We start from the raw sequence: 22,272 nt of genomic DNA, 5'->3' as shown, positions 1-22,272 counted from the left end.
GGGAGACGCCGCTCCGACCGCGCGGCGCACGAGCCGAAGGACACGACCGTGACCGACCTCGCCGCACGCCCCGCCACGAGCGGAGCGACCACCTCGACCGCTCCCTCCCCCGACTCCGTCGCCCCGGAGCTCGTCGACGCGACCGTCGCCCTCGTACGCCGCTGGCTGCGCGAGGCCGCGGACATCCCGACCGACGCGTCCGGGGCGCAGCTCGCCGGCGTGCTGAAGGACCCCTCCGGGCTCGACTTCACCGTCGGATTCGTCGACGGCGTCGTCCGCCCCGAGGACACCCGGGTCGCCGGCGCGGCGCTGCGCTCGATCGCGGGCGGCGTGCCCCGGTTCCTCCCCGCCCCGATGCGCGGCGCGGTCGTCCTGGGCGGAGTGATGGCCCCGATCCTGCCCGACGTGGTCGTGCCGATCGCCCGCCGAGTGCTGCGGAGGATGGTCGGCCACCTCATCATCGACGCGACCGACGCGAAGCTCGGCCCAGCGATCGCGAAGATCCGCCGCGAGGGCGTCCGTCTCAACATGAACCTGCTCGGCGAGGCGGTGCTCGGCCGCAAGGAGGCGCAGTGCCGCCTCGAGGGCACGCACCGCCTCCTCGCCCGCGACGACGTGGACTACGTGTCGATCAAGGTCTCCTCCACCGTCGCCCCGCACAACCCGTGGGCCTTCGATGCCGCGGTCGACGACATCGTCGACGAGCTCACTCCGCTGTTCGCCCGCGCCGCCGCCGCGACTCCGGCGAAGTTCGTCAACCTCGACATGGAGGAGTACAAGGACCTCGACCTCACGATCGCGGTCTTCACCCGCCTGCTCGACCGCCCCGAGTTCCACGACCTCGAGGCCGGCATCGTGCTGCAGGCCTACCTGCCCGACGCGCTGTCGGCGATGATCCGCCTGCAGGAGTGGAGCGCCGCGCGTCGAGCCCGCGGCGGGGCCGGCATCAAGGTGCGCGTGGTGAAGGGCGCGAACCTGCCGATGGAGCAGGTGGAGGCCTCGGTGCACGGCTGGCCGCTCGCGACCTGGAGCACGAAGCAGGACTCGGACACGAACTACAAGCGCGTGCTCGACTACGCGCTGCACCCCGAGCGCATCCGCAACGTGCGGGTCGGCGTCGCCGGCCACAACCTCTTCGACGTCGCCTACTCGTGGCTGCTCGCCGGGGAGCGCGGGGTCCGCGACGGCATCGAGTACGAGATGCTGCTGGGCATGGCGCAGGGCCAGGCGGAGGCGGTGCGCCGCACCGTGGGCTCGCTCCTGCTCTACACGCCGGTCGTCGCCCCGGCCGAGTTCGACGTCGCGATCGCGTACCTCATCCGCCGACTCGAGGAGGGCGCGTCGAGCGAGAACTTCATGTCGGCCGTCTTCGAGCTCGAGGCGCAGCCGGAGCTGTTCGCGCGGGAGGAGTCGCGGTTCCGCGCCTCCGTCGCCGCCCTCGACGGAACCGTGCCGCCCGCCCACCGCGTCGCCGACCGCTTCGCCGCGAGCGGCCGACCGGGCTTCGGCGACTTCCGCAGCACGCCCGACACCGATCCCTCCGTCGCGGCGAACCGCGACTGGGCCGACGCGATCCTCGCGCGGGTCCCCTCCTCCCGGCTCGGCGTCGACAGCATCGAGGCCGCGACGCTCACCGCCCTCCGCGAGCTGGAGTCGGCGCTCACCGCGACCCGCGACGCCGGCCTCACCTGGGGCCGCGTCCCCGCCGACGAGCGCGCACGGATCCTGCACCGCGCGGGCGAGGAGCTCGAGGCCCGCCGCGCCGACCTGCTCGAGGTGATGGCCGCCGAGGCCGGCAAGACGATCGACCAGGGCGACCCGGAGGTGTCCGAGGCGATCGACTTCGCGCACTACTACGCCGAGCGCGCCCGCGAGCTCGACTCGGTCGACGGCGCCGAGTTCCACCCCGCGCAGCTGACGCTCGTCGCACCGCCGTGGAACTTCCCGGTGGCGATCCCGGCCGGTGGCGTGCTCGCCGCCCTGGCCGCGGGGTCGGCCGTCGTGCTCAAGCCGGCCGGACCGACGGCGCGCTGCGGCGCGGTCGTCGCCGAGGCGCTCTGGGCCGCGGGGGTCCCCCGCGAGGCGCTGCTCCTGCTGCGGGTCCCGGAGGAGGAGCTCGGCGCGGATCTCGTCGCCTCGCCCGCCGTGGACCGCGTGATCCTCACCGGCGCCTACGAGACGGCCGAGCTGTTCCGCTCGTTCCGCCACGACCTCCCCCTGCTCGCCGAGACGAGCGGCAAGAATGCGATCATCGTCACTCCCTCGGCCGACCTCGACCTGGCGGTCAAGGACGTCGTGTCGAGCGCGTTCGGCCACGCCGGCCAGAAGTGCTCGGCCGCGTCGCTCGTCGTGCTCGTCGGCTCCGTCGCCCGCTCGAAGCGGTTCCGCGCGCAGCTGCTCGACGCCGTCGCCTCGCTGACGGTGGGATATCCGACCGACCCCGCCACGCGGATGGGACCGGTCATCGAGCCCGCCGCCGGCAAGCTGCTGCGCGGGCTCACCGAGCTCGGCGCGGGCGAGAGCTGGCTGCTGCAGCCGCGGACGCTCGACGACTCCGGCCGCCTGTGGAGCCCGGGTGTCCGCGACGGCGTGCGCCGCGGGTCCGAGTACCACCGCACCGAGTACTTCGGACCGGTGCTCGGCATCATGACCGCGCCGACCCTCGAGGACGCGATCGCGATCGTGAACGAGGTCGACTACGGCCTGACCTCGGGGCTGCACGCGCTCGACCCGGTCGAGATCGGAACGTGGCTCGAGAGCATCCAAGCGGGAAACCTGTACGTGAACCGCGGGATTACGGGCGCGATCGTGGAGCGCCAGCCGTTCGGCGGCTGGAAGAAGTCGGCGGTCGGGCCGGGCACGAAGGCGGGCGGGCCGGACTACCTGCTGGGGCTCGGCACGTGGACGCCCCGTGCGTCGACCGCGATGGCGGAGGTGCCCGCCGCGGCGGCCGGGCTCGTCGCGGCGGCGCGGGCGGAGCTGTCGGCCGGTGAAGCGGGAGCCGTCGAGCGGACGGCGCGCAGCGCGGCCGAGGCGCTCGCCGAGCACGCGCCCCGCGACGTGACGGGGCTCGCGGCCGAGCGCAACGTGTTCCGGCGGCTCGCGTACGGCTCCCCCGTTCTGGTGCGCCTGGCCGAGGGCGAGCCGTTGGGCTCGCTCGTGCAGGTCGTCGCCGCGGCGGCGGGCGTCGGAGGAGCGGTGGTCGTGTCGAGCGCGACGTCGCTGCCTCCGCAGGTCGCCGCCGCAACGGCTGCCGTCGCCGACGCGGTCGTGGAGGACGAGGCCGCCTGGTCGCGCCGGGTGCGGGCGCACGGAGCGGGCCGGGTGCGGCTGATCGGCGCACCGGCCTCCGACGTGACCTCGGTCACCGACGGCCGCCCCGACCTGGCGGTCCACGCCGGTGCCGTGACGGAGTCGGGACGCCTCGAGCTCCTGCCGTTCGTCCGCGAGCAGGCCGTCTCGATCACCGCGCACCGCTTCGGCACGCCGGACCACCTGACGGACGCCCTGCTCTGACACGGCGGGTCTCGAGACACCGGTCTGCGGCTACTCGACCAGCGACTCCCTGCTGATCGAGTAGCCCTCGCAGAGGGCGTATCGAGATCCACCACATCCGGACACGTCGGTCTCGATACGCCACTCCGCGGCTACTTGACCAGCAACACCCTGCTGATCGAGTAGCCCTCGCAGAGGGCGTATCGAGATCCACCACATCCGGACACGTCGGTCTCGAGACGCCACTCCGCGGCTACTCGACCAGCAACTCTCCGCTGATCGAGTAGCCCGCCGAGCGGGCGTATCGAGATCCACCACAGCCGGACACGTCAATCTCGGAACGCCGCTGCACGACCGGCTAGAACAGCCCGCGCGGCGACTCCACCGAGGCGAGCACGCCGGGCGCCGCCACGACGGTCAGCTGTCCGACCTCCTCGGGGGTCAGCTCGGGCAGCCGCTGCGCGAGGTCGAGGAAGCGCTCGATCTCGCGCTCCTCGAGCACGTCGGCCGCGAGCGTGCGGAACTTCGACACGTACTGCTCGCGCGAGAACGGGTGGGCGCCGAGCGGATGCGCATCCGCCACCGCGATCTCGTCGACGATCGTGGTGCCGTCGGTGAGCAGGATCTCGACGCGCGCGCCGAACGCCTTCTCGGCCGGGTCCTCGGAGTGGTAGCGGCGGGTCCACTCCGCGTCCTCCTCCGTCGTCGTGCGGTGCCAGAGCGCGATGGTGTCGGCCCGGGCCGCGCGCTCGGGGGCGTAGCTGCGCACGTGGTGCCAGGCTCCGTCCTGCAGCGCCACGGTGAAGATGTAGGGCACCGAGTGGTCGAGCGTCTCGCGCGACGCCTGCGGGTCGTACTTCTGCGGGTCGTTCGCGCCCGATCCGATCACGAAGTGGGTGTGATGCGAGGTGTGGATCACGATGCGCTCGACGCGCTCGGGGTCGGCGGCCTCGGGGTGGGAGTGGTGCAGCCGGCGGGCGAGGTCGATCAGCGCCTGCGCCTGGTACTCGGCCGAGTGCTCCTTCGTGTACGTGTCGAGGATCGCGCGCTTGGCCTCGCCGCGGTCGGGCAGCGGCACGTCGTAGGAGGCGCCGGCGCCGTCGAGCAGCCAGGCGATCACGCCGTCCTCGCCCTCGTAGATCGGCGACGGGCTGGTCTCGCCGCGCATCGCCCGGTCGACGGCCTCGATCGCCATCTTGCCCGCGAAGGCCGGCGCGTACGCCTTCCAGGTCGAGATCTCGCCCTTGCGGGACTGCCGGGTCGCGGTGGTGGTGTGCAGCGCCTGGGCGATCGCCTGCTCCACGGTCGCCACGTCGAGCCCGAGCATCGTGCCCAGGCCCGCGGCGGCCGACGGGCCGAGGTGCGCCACGTGGTCGATCTTGTGCCGGTGCAGGCTGATCGCCTTGACCAGGTCGACCTGCACTTCGTAGGCCGTGACGATGCCGCGCACCAGCTGCGCGCCTCCGATGCCCGCGTGCTGGGCGACGGCGACCAGGGGCGGGATGTTGTCGCCCGGGTGCGAGTACTCGGCCGCGAGGAAGGTGTCGTGGTAGTCGAGCTCGCGCACGGCGACTCCGTTGGCCCACGCCGCCCACTCGGGCGACACGCGACGGGAGAGGTCGGTGCCGACGACGACGGCGCCCTCTCCCCCGATCGAGGCGGGATGCGCCAGCGCCTGCGAGCGGGCGGCGACGACGGGGCGGCGCAGCAGCGAGGCGGTGGCGACGGCCGCGTTGTCGATGACGCGGTTGACGACCATCTCGGCGACCTCGTCGTCGACGGCGACCGGGTCGACGGCGATCTCGGCGAGCGCGTGGGCGAGCTGGCCGGCGCGCTCGAGGTTCTCGTCGCTGCGGTGGACGCGGACGTGGTGATCGTGCACGGGGGCTCCTTCGGCTCGTCCTCCCAGGCTAGGACCTGGTCTCGCGTGCTCGCGACGGCGACCTCCTCGCCACCAGGCCCTAGCGGGGCCGCGATCCCCGCTCCGGCGCCGGGTCCTGGAGGATGGCGGCATGCCTCGCACGCGCGTCGCCGCCTTCGACTGCGGCACCAACTCCCTCCGCCTCCTGATCGCCGATGTGGACGGCGACCGCGTGACCGACGTGGTGCGCCGCACCGAGCTCGTCCGCCTCGGCCACGGCGTCGACCGCACCGGCCGCTTCGACCCCGCGGCGCTCGAGCGCACGCTGGCCGTCACGCGCGAGTACGCCGATCTGGTCCGCGATGCCGGAGCGACGCGGCTGCGCTTCGCCGCGACGTCCGCCACCCGGGATGCGAGCGACCGCGAGGAGTTCCTCGACGCGGTCGAGCGGATCATCGGGGTGCGTCCCGAGACGATCACCGGCGAGGAGGAGGCCGCGCTCTCCTTCCGCGGCGCCACCGGGGTGGTCGAGACGGACCGGCCCGTGCTGGTCGTCGATCTCGGCGGCGGATCGACGGAGCTGGTCCTCGGCGACGAGGCACCCGAGCAGGCGCACTCGATGGACGTCGGCAGCGTCCGCCTGACCGAGCGCCACCGCCGGGCCGCGGCGCCGACCGACGAGGAGCGGGAGGCGATGCGGGCCGACGTCTGCGCGGCGCTGGCCGCCTCCTCCGTCGACCTCTCGCGCGCCCGGAGCGTGGTCGGCGTCGCCGCGACGGTGCTGACCGTCGCCGCGCACGCACTCCGGCTCCGCGCCTACGACCGCGAGGCGCTCGAGGCGGAGCTCCCCCTGGCCACCGTGCTCGCCGCCTGCGACGACCTGGCCCGCCTCTCCCCGGCCGACGCCGCAGCGCTGCCCTACCTGCGCTCCGGCCGCGAGGACGTCATCGCCGCCGGCGCGCTGATCTGGGGCGAGGTCCTGCGCGCCGCGAGCAGCGCCTCGCCCGGACTCGACTCCGTCACCTCGACCGCGCACGACCTCCTCGACGGCATGGCGCTCGGCCTCAGCGGGAGCACCGACCGAGCGGAGTAGCGTGGAGGGTTCCGCCCCGCCCACCGTGAGGAATCCCGCCATGACCGCTCCCGTCGTCGTCCACGTCGTCTTCACCCCCGCCGAGGGCGCCCGCGAGCGGATGGTCGACGCCCTGCGCGCGGGCATCGCGGAGGTGCACGGCGAGCCGGGCTGCGAGCTCTACTCGATCCACGACGCGCCCGACGGCACCGTCGTGATGATCGAGAAGTGGACCAGCGCGGCCGAGCTCGACGCCCACGGCGCGGGCGAGCCCGTCGCGCGCCTCAACGCGTCGCTCGAGGGGCTGCTGCAGGAGCCGCCGCGCATCGTGCGTCTCGCTCCGATCCCCGCCGGCACGCCGGAGCAGGGCGCCCTCTGACCCTCGCCGTCAGCGGCCTTCCTCGTCAGCGGCCCCTCCGTCAGCGGGTCAGCTCGCTGCCGGAGTCGCGGGTCAGGCGCGCCGCAGCGACGAGCGGCACCAGGGTCAGCACCGCGATCACCAGGAACGCGAACCGGTAGGGCACGAGGCCCGGGCCCAGCGCGGTCCCGACCGCGAGGGCGACGCCGCCCACCGCGACTCCGAAGCCCGCCGCGACCTGCTGCGTGGTCGCGCTCAGCGTGTTCGCGCCCGACATCCCCTCGGCCGGCACCTCGGCGAAGGTGACGGTGTTGTAGGCGGTGAAGCCCGCCGATCGGGCGACGCCGCTGAGCACCAGCAGGGCGACGACCGCGGCGATCGGCACCTCCGGGGTGAGGAACGCCATCGCCGCCATGCACGCGACTCCGATCGCGTTCGCGACGACGAGCACGGTCCGGAAGCCCAGGGTCCGCAGCAGCCACGTCGTCGCCGGTTTGATCGCGAGGTTGCCGACGAACAGGGCGAGCACGACCGAGCCCGCCTGCACCGGGCTCCAGCCGAACGCGTCCTGGAACAGCAGCGGCAGGAGGAACGGGACGGCGTTGATCGTCGCCCGGTACAGCGATCCGCTCGCGTTCGCCACCCGGAACGTCGGGAAGCGGAAGGCGTCGAGTCGGACGAGCGGATGCGGCGCACGGCGCAGGTGCCGCACGGCCACCGCCGTCACGGCTACACCGGCGATGGCGAGCGTCAGCGCCCGCGGGTCCGAGACGGACGCGGCGACCAGTCCCGAGGCGCCGACGAGCGCGCCGAGGCCGACGGCGACGAGCACCAGGCCGACGACGTCCAGGGGCGGCGGGGCCTGCTCGCGCCCGCCGGGCACGATGCGCAGCGCCAGGACGAAGGCGACCGCCCCGAGCGGCAGGTTGATCAGGAAGATCCAGTGCCAGGACGCGTAGGTCGTCAGCAGTCCGCCGACGAACGGAGCGACGATCGGCGCCACGAGGCCCGGCCAGACCAGGATCGCGATGGCCTCGATGATGCGCTCGCGCGGCGTGAGCCGCAGCACCGCGAGGCGGCCGACCGGCACCATGAGCGCTCCGCCGACGCCCTGGAGGACCCGCGCGGCGATCAGCACGGGCAGCGTCGGGCTGAGCGCGCAGAGCAGGGACGCGATCGTGAAGACGGCGATCGCCAGGGTGAACACGCGGCGCACGCCGAAGCGCTCGCTCAGCCAGCCCGAGGCCGGGATCAGCACCGCGACGGTGAGCAGGAACGCGGTCACGGTGATCGCGATCGCGGCGGAGTCGACGCCGAGGTCGGCCGCGATGGCGGGCGCCGCGGTGGTCACGATCGTCGCGTCGAGGTTCTCCATGAAGAAGCAGCCGGCGACGAGGAGCGCGAGGGCGCGGTTGCGGCGGGGATCCAGGGGGTGCCTCCTCGGGACGGACGGACGGGCGGACGGGCGGGCGAACGGGCGGGCGGTGAGTGCGTGAGCGGGACGAGCGGGCGGGAGCGGTGTCCGCGACTCCGGTACCGTCGAGCGCATGAGCGACGCTGCCGAGACCAGGACCATCCAACTCCGACGCTACGAGCTGGTGGACGGGGTGATCGACGAGTTCCTCGCCTGGTTCCGGGCGAGGATCGTGCCGGCGCGCGAGGCGCTGGGCTTCCGGATCGAGTTCGCCTACGCCGACCGCGAGGTGAACGAGTTCGTCTGGGCGGTCAGCACGCCGGGCGACGCGGAGTCGTTCCTCGCGATCGAGAAGACCTACATGGACTCTCCGGAGCGGGCGGCCGCGTTCGCGGGCGAGCCGAAGCGGGTCGCCGTGCACCACGTGCGGCTCGTCGAGCGCATCGTCTGACCCTGCCGCGGGCCCGCGGTCAGCTGCGAGCCCGCCGGATCGCGGCCGCCGCGGCGCGCAGCACGAGCGACCCGACGGCCACCGAGGCGAGGGTGCCGATCGTCCGCGACACCAGGTGCTTCGGGGTGTCGACGCCCTCGCGGTCGCGGGGCGAGGGCAGGGCCCGGGGCTCGAGCACCCGTCCGCCCGCGCCCGCCTCGGCCATGTGCGCGAGGCGCTGCAGCGCCTCGATGTTGCGCAGCCAGAGGAACGAGTGCAGCAGCGGCTTCGGGATGAGCGTGCCGGGGCCCTTCACGGCCGTCTCGTGCATCCGCACGCGGCAGCCGCGCTTGTGCGGCTCCACCTCGATCCGGACCCGCGCCTCGCCCATCGGCCAGCCGGCCGCCTGGATGATGAACCGGCGCGGCGGGTCCCACTCGAGGACGGTGGTGCGGTCGTCGATGACGAGCGGCCAGAGCCCGAACGAGTGGTGCAGCTGCGATCCGACGTGCGGGAAGTCCTCGTCCACCTTCCGCATCCGCGAGGCGCCGACCACCCACGAAGGGAACAGCCATCCGGAGGAGAGGGCGGCGAAGACGGACTCGGGCGGGCAGTGGAAGACGCGGGTGTTGCGGGACATCGCGGGCTCCTTCGGAAGGCGGTCGGTGCTCGGGAGCGGGGTCGCCCCTCCCCTCAGGGTGCCAGATCGGGCGCGCGGGTGATCCCGAACTCGTGCCGCAGTGCGCTGCGGGCGGCGTGCCAGCCGGCCATGCCGTGCACTCCGGGGCCGGGCGGAGTCGAGGACGAGCAGAGGTACAGGCCCTTCGCGGGCGTCCGCCACGGGTCGGGAGAGGGCACCGGTCGCGACAGCAGCTGGACGACGCTCGCCGCTCCCGCCGCGATGTCGCCGCCGAGGTAGTTGGGGTTGTACTGCTCCATGTCGCGCGCGGTCATCGACGAGGCCCCGATCACGCGGTCGCGGAAGCCCGGAGCGAAGCGCTCGATCTGCGCGGTGATCGCCTCCTGCTGGTGCAGCGGGGAGTAGCGCGGCACGTGCGTGTAGGCCCACAGCACGTGCTTGCCCTCGGGCGCTCGGCCGGGATCGGCGATCGAGGGCTGCGCGACGAGCACGTAGGGGTTCTCGCTGTGGCGTCCGCGGGCGACGTCGCGCTCGGCTCCGGCGATCTCGGCCCGGGTGCCGCCGACGTGCAGGGTGCCGGCGCGCCGGAGCTCGGGGTGCGACCAGGGCACCGGTCCGTCGAGCGCGAAGTCGACCTTGGCGACGCCGTTGCCGTAGCGGAACGCGCGGAGGGCCTTCGCGTAGGCGCGCGGCAGCCGGTCGCCGGCGAGCGCGAGCAGCGCCTTCGGAGTGAGGTCGACGAGCACGGCCCGGGCGCGGGGCAGCTGCGCCAGCGAGGTGACCTCGACCCCCGTCTCGATGGTGCCGCCGTGGGCGAGGAGGTCGTCGGCGAGGGCGTCGACGATCGACTGGCTGCCGCCGATCGGCACCGGCCAGCCGCGGGCGTGCGCGTAGGTCCCGAGAGCGAGAGCGGCGGCGGCGGTCGACGGGCTCGGCATCGGGCGGATGGAGTGCGCCGCGACTCCGGTGAGCATCGCGGGGGCGACGTCCTCGGCGAAGCGCAGGTTCCAGAACGGCGAGCCCTGCTCGAGGACCCGGAGCCCGAACCGCACGAGCACGCTCGGATCGGTCGGCACGCGCAGCAGCGGGTCGTTCGTGAAGCCCGAGACGCGGTCGGCGCGCTCGGACAGCGGGCCCATCAGCGCGCGCCACGCGGCTCCGTCGCGCCCGAGGGCCTGGGCCGTGCGGTCGAGATCGCGGTAGGCGATGCCCGCCCGGCCGCCGTCGAGCGGATGCGCGTACGAGATGTCGGGCACCCGCAGGTCGATCCGCTCGTCGAGCCGGAAGCGCCGGAAGAACTCGGACGCGAGCGCCATCGGGTGCACGGCCGAGCAGACGTCGTGGTGGAAGCCCGGCAGCGTGAGCTCCGCCGTCCGCGCGCCACCGCCGATCCGCTCGTTGCGCTCGAGCACCGCGACCGACAGCCCCGCCCGCGCGAGGACGACCGCCGCGGCGAGGCCGTTGGGCCCCGCCCCGACGACGACGGCATCGACGTCGGCCACGGTCACTTCCTCCGCAGGGCCGCGACGACGCCGACGACTCCGGCCGCCGCGGCGACCGCCGCTCCGGCGTAGCTCGCCGCGCGGTGCCGGATCATCCAGATCTGCGGAGTCATCGTGTGGGCCTTGTCGCTGAAGAGGCCGCGGGCGCCGTGGTCGCCGGGCACGGGCTCGTAGACGTTGTTCGGGAGCATCGGCTCCTTCTTGTCGGGCGCCTGCTGGCCGTCGAAGGCGCTGCGCGCGAGGTACCAGTCCATGAACGCGCCGGCGAAGCGATCGCCCAGGATCGTGCCCGCCGTCGGCTCGCCGACCCAGGTGCGACGGCGCGGCTTGTCGGCCACGTCGGCGATCGCGATGGCGCCCACCTCGGGCTCGTAGATCGGCGGGACGGGCTGCGGGTGGTGCGGCAGCTGCGACTTCACCCAGTTGAACTGGATGGTGTTCAGCGCCGGCATGTCGACCTCGGAGAGCCGGATGCGGCTCTTGGAGTGCAGGAGCTCGGCGGTGACCGCCTCGGTGAATCCGCGGGCTCCGAACTTCGAGGCGCAGTACGCCGCCTGGAGCGGGATGCCGCGGTGCGCGAGCGCCGAGCCGACCTGGATCACATGACCGCGGCCGCGCGGGGTCATCCGCGAGAGCGCGGCCCGGGTGCCGTTGACGAAGCCGAAGAAGTTGACCGCCACCGCGCGCTCGAAGTCGGCGGGCTCGGTCGAGAGGAACTCGCCGAACACTCCGACCATCGCGTCGTTGACCCACAGCTCGATCGGGCCGAGCTCGGCCTCCACCCGGTCGGCCGCGGCCTCGACGGCCTCGCGGTCGGCGACGTCGGTCGGCACTCCGAGACCGCGTCGGCCCGCCTGCTCGATCTCGGCGACCGTGGCCGCGAGCCCGTCCGCTCCGCGCGCGAGCACGGCGACGTCCCATCCGCGCTTCGCGAGCTCGCGCACCGTGGCGCGGCCGAGCCCGGCGGTGCCTCCGGTGACGACGGCGACTCCGCGGCTCATGCGCGGGCCTCGCGCTCGGGAACGACGGGGAGGGGGATCTGCATCATGGTTCGGGCTCCTTCGTGAGGGCGCGGTCTGCGTGTCCTGCGCGTTCCACGGTAGGCGGGTCAACGCGGCGGCGCGCGGGCTTGCGCGGGCGCCGGGGAGCGTCCGGAGTATCGACGCCTGGGGAGGACGGCAGGCTTCCCAGCCGTCCAGGAGGCATCCAGCGAGCGTCCAGAACAGGAGTCGACACTGTCGCCTGCCGTCTCTCCCGACGGCCGGACGACCGGATCGACGCATGAACGCACTCCTCGGGCTGAGCCTCTCCTCCGGGCCCCTCGTCGTGACCGTCTACGCGGTCGCGGCCCTCGCCTTCGCCGCGCTCGTCGTCGCGTACGCCCGCTCGCGCCCGGAGGGACGCGTCCGGCGCGCGGCGGTCATCGCGGCCGTGCTCCTCGTCGGCGTCGTGGGCGGGGCCTCGCTCGCCGCCCTGCTCGACGGCGCGGACGGCCCCCTCGGCGTCGACCTGACACCCGTCACGCGGCTCTGGACGGGACTCGCGCTCGGCGGCCTCGGCGTCGCGCTCGTCGTCCTGGTGCACGCCCTCCGGCACCGGCGCGTGCGACGCGCCCTCGCGTCCGTCGGGGTCGCCGTGCTCGTCGTCGCCACCGCCGCGATGACCGTCAACCTCGACTTCGGCCAGTACCCGACGCTGCGCAGCGCCCTCGGACTCAGCGCCTACCCCGTGGTCGGGGCGCTCCCCGCCGTCGCCGACGGCAGCCGCACCCCGTTCTCCGACTGGACCGCGCCCGCCGGCATGCCGGCCGTCGGCACGGTGCAGTCGATCCCGATCCCGGCCACCGTCTCGGGCTTCCGCGCCCGTGACGCCGTGGTCTACCTCCCGCCGGCCGCCCTCACGGCGGACCCGCCGCTGCTGCCCGTGATGGTGATGCTGTCCGGTCAGCCGGGCTCCCCCTCCGACCCTCTGTCGACCGAGAAGCTGCAGCAGGCCCTCGACGCCTACGCGGCGGACCACGCGGGTCTGGCGCCCATCGTCGTCTCGCCCGATCAGCTCGGCGACCCGACCGCGAACCCGATGTGCGTCGACTCGCCGCTGGGGAACTCCGCGACCTACCTCACGGTCGACGTCCCGGCCTGGATCCGCGCGCACCTGCCCGTCCTGCCGGATCCGGCCGACTGGGCGATCGGCGGGCTGTCGCAGGGCGGCACCTGCGCGATCCAGCTCGGCGCCGCGCATCCCGAGCTCTTCGGCGGCATCATCGACGCCTCGGGCGAGCTGGCACCGAGCCTGGGCGACGAGGCGACGACGATCCGCGAGGGCTTCGGAGGCAGCGCGAGCGCCTACGAGGCGGCGAAGCCTGCGAGCATCCTCGCCGCGCACGCCCCCTACTCCGACACGGTCGCGGTGTTCGGAGTGGGTGCCGACGACACCGCGTTCCGCGCCGGGGTGCAGACGCTGCACGCCGCCGCCACGGCCGCCGGCATGCGGACCTCGTACCTCGAGGTGCCCGACAGTGCGCACGACGCGACCGCCTGGTCGGCCGTCTTCGACGAGGGCCTGCGGGTCCTCACGGCGCGCTGGGAGCTCGTGCCGGCGTCCTGACTCCGGGGTCGGCTCCGAGTGGTGTCCTCAGGCGTCAGCTCCGAGCGGCCGCCTCGGCGGCCTCGACCGCCGCCGCGACCCCGTCTCGCCACGGAGCCCCGTGCCCGGGCAGCACCCACGCGGCCCCGGTCGGCAGGAGGAGGCGGAGCGACGCGAGCGCCTGCTCCGGATCGTCGGTGAACGGGGCGGGCTGCGGGCCCGAGCGGCCGGTGAGCACGTGCCGCGTCGTCAGGCCGTCGCCCACGAAGACGGCGTCGACCGCCGGCACGTGCACGGCGACGCTGCCCGCGGAGTGGCCGGGCAGGCCGATGATGCGCGGCGACCCGGGCAGCTCGAGCACGTCGCCGTCGGCGACCTCGACCACCTCGGTCAGCGGAGGGACGCGGAGTCCGCCCTTGCGCGCGAAGTAGGCGAGGAACCCCGCCATGGCGCCGAGCCGCATCGACTGCTTCCCGTTCGCGGGCTTCTTCCCGCCCTTCGCCCGCTCGGCGTCGGCGGCGTGCACGAAGACGGGCACCCCGTGCTCGCGGCGCAGGCGCTCGGCGAAGCCGATGTGGTCGGAGTCGCCGTGGGTGAGGACGACGCCCTTCACGTCCTCGATCGGACGGCCGAGCGCCGCGAGCGCGGCGAGCAGATCGGACCAGTGGCCGGGGAGCCCGGCGTCGATCAGGGTGACGCCCTCGGGGGTCGCGACCAGGTAGGAGGCGACGACGTCGGAGCCGAGGCGGTGGAGCGAGGGGGTGAGTTCCATGATGGCTACGCTACTTAGCCATCATGGCTACTGTCAATAGCTATGCTGGAGGGCATGCCCACTCCGGACCGCACCACCCACGACGCGATCGTCGCCGCCGCCGCCGCGCTGCTCGAGGAGGAGGGACTCGCTGGCGTCACCATGCAGGCCGTCGCCCAGCGGGTGGGCGTGCGCGCCCCCTCCCTCTACAAGCGCGTCGAGAGCCGCGAGGCGCTGATCCGCTCGGTGGCCGAGGCGACCCTGCGCGACTACGCCCAGCGGCTCGGCGCCGAGGACGACCCCGCGCGCATCGCGGCCGAGCTCCGCCGCTCCGGCCACGAGCGGCCCGCCGCGTTCCAGCTCGTGATGACCCCGGCGGCCGGGACGCCCGTGGCGGCGCAGGAGTACCGGGTCGCGGCGAGCGCCTCCCTCCTCCGGGCGGCCGAGGAGCTCGCCGGCGCCGAGCACGCGCTCGAGGCCGCCCGGACCCTCACGGCCTGGGCGACGGGCTTCATCAGCATGGAGATCAACGGCGCGTTCACCCTCGGCGGCGATGTGGACGACGCGTGGGAGTTCGGTCTCGAGAACCTGCTGGCCGCGCTCGGGCGCGGCAGGACCTGAGCCGAGTCCCTCCGGCCGACGTCACGGACGCCGCGTCGACCACAGCGCCCAGGCCACCAGCACCGGCTGGAAGAGCAGCCGCACCGCGCGCTTGCGGTCGGTGTCGAGGCCGAACGCGCTGGTCTTCGTGAGGTACTGCGAGACGTTGCCCGGGAAGATCGCAGTGAAGAAGGCGGCGGCCGCGTTCCCCACGAGCGGCGCGGTGCGGCGAGAGAGGACGAGTGCCGCTCCCAGGCCGATCTCGACGACTCCCGACGCCAGCACGACCGTGTCCTTGTCCAGCGGCACCCACTCCGGCACCTGCGCCTGGAACTCCTCGCGCGCGCGGGTGAGGTGGCTCACCCCGGCGAAGACGAGGGCGGAGCCGAGCAGCAGCTTGGCCCCGGTGCGGGCGACGGACAGGGCGGAGACGCGTGACATCCCTCCATCGTGCCGCGCCGGGGCGGCGGGAGGCGCCTCCGGCCGCAGGATCACGTCCGGCTCGCAGGAACCGCCGCCCTCGTCCCCAGCACCAGGACGCCGTCGACGCGGCGCGGGATGTCCGACTCGCCGTCGCGCAGCTCCACCGGCAGCTCGCTGGTCGGGGCGTTCTGCCAGGCGACCGGCCGGAGGAAGCGGCGCACCGAGGTCGCTCCGACGGACGTGTGCGTGGAGTCGGTCGAGGGCCAGGGGCCCCCGTGGTTCTGCGCCCAGGCCACGGCGACCCCGGTCGGGAAGCCGTTGTAGAGGATCCGGCCGGCACTCGCCGAGAGCGCGGCGCGGGCGAGCGGGACGCCGTCGTCGCCGTCCGCGACGAACAGCGACGCCGTCAGCGTTCCGGGCAGGGTGCGCGCGATCGCCGCGGCGTGCGCGTCGTCGCGGTAGCGCGAGACGACGGCCACCGGACCGAAGCACTCCTCGCGCAGCAGGGGCGGGAGGTCGCCGCCCGGGACCTCGAGCAGGGCGGGGCCGGTCGACCCCTCCGGCGCGGGTGTGCGCAGGAGCAGCTCCGCGCCTCGCTCGGACGCTCGCTCGCGAACGCCCTCCGCGTACGACGCCGCCATCCCCGGCGTCAGCGCGGGGTGCGGCTCGACGGCGGCGAGCGAGTCCCGGAGCCGGTCGACGAGCGCATCGCCCGCCGGACCGGCCGGGACCAGCACGACCCCGGGCTTCGTGCAGAACTGGCCCCCACCGAGGGCGACGGAGGCGGCGAGCCCCTCCCCGATCGATTCCGCCCGGGCCTGCGCCGCCGCGGGCGTCACGAGCATCGGATTCACGCTGCCGAGCTCTCCGTAGAACGGGATCGGAGCCGGTCGCGCCGCGGCGAGATCGGCGAGCGCGCGACCGCCGGCGAGAGAGCCCGTGAAGCTCGCGGCGCGGATCTCCGGCGCCCGGACGAGGTCGAGACCCGCCTCGAATCCGTGGACGAGTCCGACGGCGTCCTCCGCCGTCGCCGTGAGGACCGAGTGCACGAGCTCGCTCGTGCGGCGGTGAGCGGGATGCGCCTTCACGACGACCGCGCAGCCCGCCGCGAGCGCCGCGGCGGTGTCCCCTCCGGCGACCGAGAACGCGAGCGGGAAGTTGCTCGCCGCGTAGACCGCCACCGGACCGAGGGGGACGAGCATCCTCCGCAGGTCGGGTCGGGGACCCATCGGGGTGTCGCCCTCGTGGTCGATGATCGCCTCGAGGTGCGCTCCGTCCCGCACGACGTCCGCGAAGAAGCGGAGCTGGTAGACGGTGCGGGTCAGCTCGCCGTTCAGGCGTCCCGCCCCCAGGGCGGTCTCCTCATCGGCGGTGCGCACGATGTCGGGGCGCCGCTCCTCGAGGCCGTCGGCGATCCGCTCCAGGAGCCGCGCCCGGTCCGCGCGCGGCATCCGAGCGAGCCGCTCGCTCGCCGCGACGGCCGTGGCGACCGCCCGGGCGACCGCTGCGCTGTCGTCGTCGCCGGGCCGCAGTCGCGTGCGGTCGTCGATCGTGGTCGGTGCAGTGCTCATGGTTCTCCTCACATCCACGCCGTCGAGCCGTCGGGCTTGACGGGTACTCGGCGGTCCCAGCGGATCCAGTCGTCCGTGCGCAGGGCGTCCTCGTCGATCTCGATCCCCCAGCCGGGCCGGTCCGGCCGGAGCTCGAGGTGGCCGTCGACCGGCTCGTACGGTTCCCGGCACCACGACACGGGGTCGGGCTTGAACTCCAGGATCGAGAAGTTCACGGTCGCCGCCGCGAAGTGGAGGTTCGCGGCGGTGGCGAGCGGGCCGAGCGGGTTGTGCGGCGCGACGGGCACGTAGTGCGCCTCGGCGAGGTGGGCGATCCGGATCATCTGGGTCAGCCCTCCCACCACGCAGATGTCCGGCTGCACGATGTCGGCGCCCTGAGCGGTGAGCAGACCCAGGAACTCGTGCGGCGTGTAGAGCGACTCGCCCGTGGCGAGCGGCACGGCGATCTCGGAGCGCAGCCGGCTCCAGGCCGGCAGGTGCTCGGGACGGATCGGCTCCTCGAGGAAGAGCGGCTCGTTCGGCGCCAGCGCGGCTCCCAGCTCCACCGCCTGCCGCGGCTCCCACAGGCAGGCGTGGGCGTCGAAGGCGAACTCCCAGTGGTCCGGATGGCTCTCCCTGACCTCGCCGAAGTAGCGGCCCAGTTCGGCTGCGACCAGCCCGAACCGCGTCGAGTGCAGGTCGACGCGGTAGGGACTGAGCTTGAAGGCGGTGAAGCCGTTCTCGGCATGGAGGCGCTGCGTGCGGTCGAGGAGCTCGGCGGGGTCCGGGGCGGAGTACAGCCCCGCGTAGACGCGGACCCGGTCGCGCACCGCTCCTCCCAGCAGCTTGTAGACGGGGAGACCGGCAGCCTTCCCCGCGATGTCCCACAGCGCGTGGTCGATGGCGGCGATGGCGGCGAGTCCCATCGCTCCCGGCGGGAAGCGGGAGGACTGGAGGAGGAACTGGTTCACGGCCGAGGTCCGGTTGGCGTCCCAGCCGCGCAACTGGTGCGCGAAGTACTCGATCATCGGCGGGAACGCGAGGTCGGGGCCGTGGTTGTAGACCTCCGACCACCCGTCCAGCCCGTCGTCGGTGGTGATCCTGACGAGGACGCGCGGCCGGTCCCCCACCCGCTGCAGATACGTGCGGATGCGGTCGATGCGGGTCATCGCGGGATCCTTCCGTCGGTGGTGGGGGCGGGGTTCGGGACGAGCGGCCGGATGCGCACCCAGAACCCGTAGATCGCCGCGCTCACGAGGCAGCTCGCCGCCGCGAACACGAGCGGCCCGACGTAGGAGCCGCCCGTCGCCGCCAGGGCGACTCCGATCGCGATCGGGCTGATGAGATTGCCGAGCTGGGATCCGAAGTTCTGGAAGCCGGCGACGGAGCCGACGGTGTCGGGCGATGCGGCCACCTCGGCGGGCAGGCTGAGGATCGCCGCACCCGCGAACGAGTGCGCGGCGCTGGACGCGGTGAGCACCACCATCACGAGCACGTTGCTCTCGAGGAACGGGCTGAATCCGATGCAGGCGCTCAGCACGAGCCCCGCGAGGATCGGTACCTTGCGGGCGACGTTCGTCGACAGTCCGGCGGCGAGCATCCGGTCGGACACGACGCCGCCCGCGATGCCTGCGGCGATGGCGATCAGCGCGGGCAGCGCTCCCACCAGGCCGAACTCCTCCTTCGTCAGACCGCGGTCGTTCAGGAGGTAGCTGGGGTACCAGGTGAGGAAGAACGCACCGGCCAGCGAGCGGAAGACGTAGCCGAGGGTCAGCGCCCAGACCTGGTTGTCGCGCAGCAGCGCCCGCCACGGTCGGCCCGCTCCGTCGCCGGTCGACGCCTCCCCGCGATCGGAGACGATGTGCGCGAGCTCCGCCGCGTTCACGCGCGGGTGCTTCTCGGGGGCCCGGTACACGGTCAGCCAGCCGACGATCCAGAGCAGTCCCGCGACTCCGATGACCACGAAGGCGAGCCGCCAGCCGCCGAGCAGCGCGAGGGCGGTGACCAGGGGCACCGAGAGCGCCGTGCCGATCTGCTGGCCCATGTCGAACAGGCTCGACGCGAAGGCCCGCTCGCGCCGCGGGAACCACTTCGACACGATCGTGATGTTCGCCGGCTGCACGGGCGCCTCGCCGATGCCCAGCCCGAGGCGGAACACGATCACCGACCCGACACCGGTCGCGAAGGCGGTCAGGGTGGTCCAGACCGACCACCAGCCGACCGCGAGCGGGTAGATCACCCGGGGTCCGAAGCGGTCGAGCAGCCACCCCGACGGCAGCTGGAACAGCGCGTACGTCCAGAAGAACGACGAGAGGAGCAGGCCCTGGACCGCCGGGCCGATGGCGAACTCCTCGGCCATGAACGGGAGGGCGACGCTGAGAGCGGCCCGGTCGAGGTAGGCGATGGTGAGTCCGAGCGCCGAGAATCCGACGATGGTCCAGCGGTAGCGGGTCCTGCGCTCGGAGGCGGCGGTGGCCGGCTCCGTCGAGCGGACGGCGAGGTCGTGGGGAAGCAACGCTGCTCCTTCCGGGTCGAGGATCGGGTCAGGTCGTGGCGAGGGCGCGCGCGCCGGGGGCGAGGAGCGAGCGCTCGAGCGCCCACTCGGCGAGGATCCCGCTCACGGCCTCCCGGCCGGCCGGAGTCAGGGGCGAGCTGGGGGCGCGCACCTCGGCCGAGGCGAGGCCGAGCTGCTCGAGCGCCTCCTTGATGACGCTGACGTTGTCGGCGTTGGTGTTCGCGGCGCGCAGCTCCTCGAAGGCGGCGATGCTGTCGACCATCGTGCGAGCGGCCTCCAGGTCGCCGCGTCGCAGGGCGTCGCGCAGGTCGAGCGACAGGTGGGGGTTCACGGTGACGAGCCCCGAGGTGAAGCCGGTCGCCCCGTGCGCAGCGTAGGACAGGGCGTACGGCTCGGCGAGACCGGCGATCCAGGTGAAGCGCTCGGCTCCCGCCTCCCGCCGCACCTTCGCGAAGTGCACCGGATCGGGCACGGCGTACTTCACGCCGATGACGCTGCAGGCCCGCTCGCCGAGCTCGCGGATCATCCCGCCGTCCACGGTCGTGCTCTTCACGTAGAGGACGATCCCGAGACCGGGCACCGCCGCCGCGATCTCGGCGTGGTAGCCGATCCAGCCGGCGCGCGAGACGTAGGGATGGACGGGCTGGTGGATCATCGCCATCGTCGCCCCGTGCTCCGCGGCGAGCCGCGCGTCGGCGACGGCGGTCGCGACATCGAGGCCCACTCCGGCGAGGACCGCCGCGCGGCCTCGGGCGAGCTCGCCGGTGACGGCCAGCAGCTCGCGCCGCTCCTCGGGCCGGAGGGCGTAGAACTCGCTGGTGTTGCCGTTGGGGGTGAGGACGCGCACTCCCGCGTCGAGCAGCCGCTCGAGGAGTGCGGCGTAGACGTCGAGCGCCAGGACCCCGTCGCGGAACGGCGTGACGGGGATCGCGACGACGTCCGAGAGGCTCGCCCGTGCGGCGAGCAGCCCGGCGTCGAGCGCGCTCACGACTGCACCTCCAGCTGGGCGAGGGCACGCGTCGCGAAGCTGTCGACGTGCGACTCGACGAGCCGGCGCGCCTCGTCGGCGTCGCCCCGCTCCGCCGCCTCGAGCATCGCGAGGTGCTCGCCCGCCTCGTGCCGCCACGAGATGGAGTTGCGCCACGCGGTGACGGTGATCAGCGCGGTCTGGTCGCGCAGACCGTCGAGGGTCGCGATGAGCAGCGGATTGCCGCAGGCGCTGTAGAGGAGCCGGTGGAAGTCGCGGTTCTCGAGGCTGCGCTCCCCCGCGCCGTCCGCCTCCTGGGCGCGGGTGAGCGCCGCGCGAGCGGGAGCGGTGTCGAAGCCCGCCTCGACCGCCCGCTCGACCGCCGCGGGCTCGAGGAGCAGGCGCATGTCGAACACCTGGCGCGCGAGCGCGGCGTCGACGACGCGGACGGAGGCGCCGCGGTACTCGTTCATCGTCACGAGCCCGGCCCCGGCGAGGGTCTTCAGGGCCTCTCTGACCGGTGTCTTCGACATGGCGAAGGTCGAGGCCAGATCGGCTTCGACGAGGGCCTGCCCTGCGGACAGCTCCCCGGCGAGGATCGCGCGGCGCAGCTCCTGCGCGACGAAGGCCGTGCGGGAGAGCGGTGCCTGAGGCGACTGCTTCGGTGCGGTGTTCATGGATTTCCCTTCGACGTCTTCCGCCAGAGTAGCGCATTGTGTCTAATATATGATGTTCCAGCGGCGCCGATGTCGCTCGATGAAAGGAATTCGCAATGATGCGTCTGTCTCCCCGGCCCCGACCCTGCGTTCTCGCGGGCCTCGCGCTGCTCCCGATCCTCGCCCTCACCGCCTGCGCGGGAGGAGCCTCCACCGGCGCGACCGGTTCCCCCGACGACCCGATCGTCCTCGAGCTCTGGGACACCGACACCCGCCCCGAGCGGACGGCGAACCTCGAGAAGCTCATCTCGATGTTCGAGGCCGAGAACCCGGGCATCACCGTCGACTACCTCGGCCTGCCGACCGACTCGTACATGCAGAAGATCGGCACCGCCCTCGCGACCGACTCGACGCCGGATCTGCTCACGCCCAAGGCGTCCGACCTGTCCGCCCTGGTCGCACAGGGCGCCCTCGCGCCGCTCGACGACCGCTTCGAGGAGGGCGGATGGGCGGACCGCATCGACGAGACCATGGTCGCGTCGACGAAGGCTGCGTCACCCGACGGCGCCCTGTACCTCGCTCCCGCCACGAGCCTCGCCGACACCGTCTACTTCCGGAAGGACTGGTTCGAGGAGGCGGGGCTGGACACCCCCGAGACCTGGGACGACTTCTTCGAGGCGGCGCAGACCCTGACCGACGCCGGCTCGGGCCGGTTCGGCTACACGCTGCGCGGCGGCACCGGGTTCTTCTCGCAGTTCGTCGAGATGGTCTACCCGCAGGCCGGGGTGTCGACCTTCTTCGACGAGGACGGCGTGTCCACGCTCGACGACCCGGCCGTGGTCGACGCGGCGCAGAAGTACGTCGACCTCTATCGCGCGACGACCGCCGAGAGCGACCTCACCGCCGACTTCAAGACGATGGTGGCCCAGTTCGGCGCGGGGAGCACGGCGATGCTCAGCCACAGCATCGGCTCCTACCCGACCCTCGTCGCCGCCGTCGGAGCCGACGCGATCGGCGCCGCCGTCCCGTTCCCCGCGGAGGACGGCACGCAGGTCCTGACCGGGCGCATGACGACCGGCTTCGCGATGTTCCAGGCCAGCGAGCACCAGGAGGCGGCCTGGAAGTTCCTCGAGTTCACGATGAGCGAGGAGGGCAACGGGTTCTGGGCGCAGGCCTCCGGCTACATCCCGGGCAACACGGCCGTCGCCGAGCAGGACTGGGTCGCCGAGAACCCGGCCATCGCGGCCGCCGCCGCGGCGAGCGCCTCCCCCGACTCGGTGGTCCTCGACCAGCCGTTCTACCTCCCGGAGTTCACCTCCATCACCGCCTCCGACATGCAGCCGGACTGGCAGCTCGTGCTCCAGGGCAAGCTCCCCGTCGAGGACTTCCTCGGCACCTGGGCCGACGCGCTCACCGAGGCCCAGCAGCGCTATGACGCGGCCACCGACTAGT

19 protein-coding genes are annotated in these 22,272 nt (G+C 73.6%); 7 read left to right on the top strand and 12 right to left on the bottom strand.

The features are described from left to right. The first annotated feature begins 48 nt into the window (after positions 1-48). Positions 49-3,516, top strand: coding sequence for a bifunctional proline dehydrogenase/L-glutamate gamma-semialdehyde dehydrogenase (locus tag C1I63_RS07560; protein ID WP_107574375.1), 3,468 nt, complete (start codon positions 49-51; stop codon positions 3,514-3,516). A 337-nt stretch (positions 3,517-3,853) separates the two neighbouring features. On the opposite strand, the gene C1I63_RS07555 is transcribed toward C1I63_RS07560, so the two are convergent. Next, positions 3,854-5,377, bottom strand: a complete 1,524-nt coding sequence (locus C1I63_RS07555; protein WP_243591321.1) for an MmgE/PrpD family protein — start codon at positions 5,375-5,377, stop codon at positions 3,854-3,856. A gap of 130 nt (positions 5,378-5,507) precedes the next feature. On the opposite strand from C1I63_RS07555, the gene C1I63_RS07550 reads away from it, so the two are divergent. Then, positions 5,508-6,449, top strand: coding sequence for a Ppx/GppA phosphatase family protein (locus C1I63_RS07550; RefSeq protein WP_107574373.1), 942 nt, complete (start codon positions 5,508-5,510; stop codon positions 6,447-6,449). Positions 6,450-6,489: 40 nt separating this feature from the next. Continuing rightward, positions 6,490-6,807, top strand: coding sequence for a putative quinol monooxygenase (locus C1I63_RS07545; protein ID WP_055786085.1), 318 nt, complete (start codon positions 6,490-6,492; stop codon positions 6,805-6,807). Between the two features lie 40 nt (positions 6,808-6,847). Here the strand turns inward: C1I63_RS07545 and C1I63_RS07540 are convergent, their stop codons facing one another. After that, entirely contained in the window at positions 6,848-8,335 is a 1,488-nt protein-coding gene (locus tag C1I63_RS07540) for an MDR family MFS transporter (protein WP_107575779.1), read from the bottom strand. Between C1I63_RS07540 and C1I63_RS07535 the strand changes: the two genes are divergently transcribed. Continuing rightward, entirely contained in the window at positions 8,334-8,651 is a 318-nt protein-coding gene (locus tag C1I63_RS07535; RefSeq protein WP_055786080.1) for a hypothetical protein, read from the top strand. The two genes, C1I63_RS07540 and C1I63_RS07535, sit on opposite strands and share 2 nt — an antisense overlap. Before the next feature lie 19 nt (positions 8,652-8,670). Here the strand turns inward: C1I63_RS07535 and C1I63_RS07530 are convergent, their stop codons facing one another. The 3 genes from C1I63_RS07530 to C1I63_RS07520 are packed head-to-tail and all read right to left on the bottom strand — an operon-like array spanning position 8,671 to position 11,773. After that, positions 8,671-9,270, bottom strand: a complete 600-nt coding sequence (locus C1I63_RS07530; RefSeq protein WP_211315591.1) for an SRPBCC family protein — start codon at positions 9,268-9,270, stop codon at positions 8,671-8,673. A 53-nt stretch (positions 9,271-9,323) separates the two neighbouring features. Next, complete coding sequence (locus tag C1I63_RS07525) at positions 9,324-10,772, bottom strand: phytoene desaturase family protein (RefSeq protein ID WP_107574372.1); 1,449 nt, start codon at positions 10,770-10,772, stop codon at positions 9,324-9,326. Positions 10,773-10,774: 2 nt separating this feature from the next. Next, the gene (locus C1I63_RS07520; protein ID WP_055786074.1) at positions 10,775-11,773 is read right to left on the bottom strand and encodes an SDR family oxidoreductase; all 999 of its coding nucleotides are present in this window, start codon (positions 11,771-11,773) and stop codon (positions 10,775-10,777) included. A 280-nt stretch (positions 11,774-12,053) separates the two neighbouring features. Here C1I63_RS07520 and C1I63_RS07515 point away from each other — a divergent pair, with 280 nt between their 5' ends. Then, positions 12,054-13,379, top strand: a complete 1,326-nt coding sequence (locus tag C1I63_RS07515; RefSeq protein WP_107574371.1) for an alpha/beta hydrolase — start codon at positions 12,054-12,056, stop codon at positions 13,377-13,379. A gap of 34 nt (positions 13,380-13,413) precedes the next feature. Here the strand turns inward: C1I63_RS07515 and C1I63_RS07510 are convergent, their stop codons facing one another. After that, positions 13,414-14,130, bottom strand: coding sequence for an MBL fold metallo-hydrolase (locus C1I63_RS07510; RefSeq protein WP_107574370.1), 717 nt, complete (start codon positions 14,128-14,130; stop codon positions 13,414-13,416). A 54-nt stretch (positions 14,131-14,184) separates the two neighbouring features. Here C1I63_RS07510 and C1I63_RS07505 point away from each other — a divergent pair, with 54 nt between their 5' ends. After that, positions 14,185-14,730 (top strand): TetR-like C-terminal domain-containing protein, encoded by a 546-nt coding sequence (locus tag C1I63_RS07505; RefSeq protein ID WP_107574369.1) that lies wholly within the window; start codon positions 14,185-14,187, stop codon positions 14,728-14,730. A gap of 21 nt (positions 14,731-14,751) precedes the next feature. Here C1I63_RS07505 and C1I63_RS07500 read toward each other — a convergent pair whose 3' ends face one another. The 6 genes from C1I63_RS07500 to C1I63_RS07475 are packed head-to-tail and all read right to left on the bottom strand — an operon-like array spanning position 14,752 to position 20,841. Then, complete coding sequence (locus C1I63_RS07500; RefSeq protein ID WP_055786051.1) at positions 14,752-15,150, bottom strand: DoxX family protein; 399 nt, start codon at positions 15,148-15,150, stop codon at positions 14,752-14,754. A 50-nt stretch (positions 15,151-15,200) separates the two neighbouring features. Continuing rightward, the gene (locus C1I63_RS07495) at positions 15,201-16,703 is read right to left on the bottom strand and encodes an aldehyde dehydrogenase family protein (protein ID WP_107574368.1); all 1,503 of its coding nucleotides are present in this window, start codon (positions 16,701-16,703) and stop codon (positions 15,201-15,203) included. A gap of 8 nt (positions 16,704-16,711) precedes the next feature. After that, positions 16,712-17,851, bottom strand: coding sequence for a mandelate racemase/muconate lactonizing enzyme family protein (locus tag C1I63_RS07490; RefSeq protein WP_107574367.1), 1,140 nt, complete (start codon positions 17,849-17,851; stop codon positions 16,712-16,714). Beyond that, the gene (locus C1I63_RS07485; protein ID WP_170116344.1) at positions 17,848-19,197 is read right to left on the bottom strand and encodes an MFS transporter; all 1,350 of its coding nucleotides are present in this window, start codon (positions 19,195-19,197) and stop codon (positions 17,848-17,850) included. Before C1I63_RS07485 ends, C1I63_RS07490 begins: the two co-directional genes overlap by 4 nt. Positions 19,198-19,225: 28 nt before the next feature. Beyond that, the gene (locus C1I63_RS07480; protein WP_211315590.1) at positions 19,226-20,185 is read right to left on the bottom strand and encodes a dihydrodipicolinate synthase family protein; all 960 of its coding nucleotides are present in this window, start codon (positions 20,183-20,185) and stop codon (positions 19,226-19,228) included. Continuing rightward, positions 20,182-20,841 (bottom strand): GntR family transcriptional regulator, encoded by a 660-nt coding sequence (locus C1I63_RS07475; protein ID WP_055786039.1) that lies wholly within the window; start codon positions 20,839-20,841, stop codon positions 20,182-20,184. The genes C1I63_RS07480 and C1I63_RS07475 overlap by 4 nt, the downstream gene beginning before the upstream one ends. A 95-nt stretch (positions 20,842-20,936) precedes the next feature. On the opposite strand from C1I63_RS07475, the gene C1I63_RS07470 reads away from it, so the two are divergent. Next, positions 20,937-22,271 carry an ABC transporter substrate-binding protein gene (locus tag C1I63_RS07470; RefSeq protein ID WP_107574365.1) on the top strand — a complete coding sequence of 445 codons (1,335 nt, stop codon included), beginning with the start codon at positions 20,937-20,939 and terminating at the stop codon, positions 22,269-22,271. Position 22,272 lies beyond the last annotated feature (1 nt).

Origin of the sequence: Rathayibacter caricis DSM 15933, from assembly GCF_003044275.1 — a bacterium.
Taxonomy (GTDB): Bacteria; Actinomycetota; Actinomycetes; order Actinomycetales; family Microbacteriaceae; genus Rathayibacter; species Rathayibacter caricis.
This window is presented reverse-complemented; position numbering and strand designations above follow the sequence as displayed.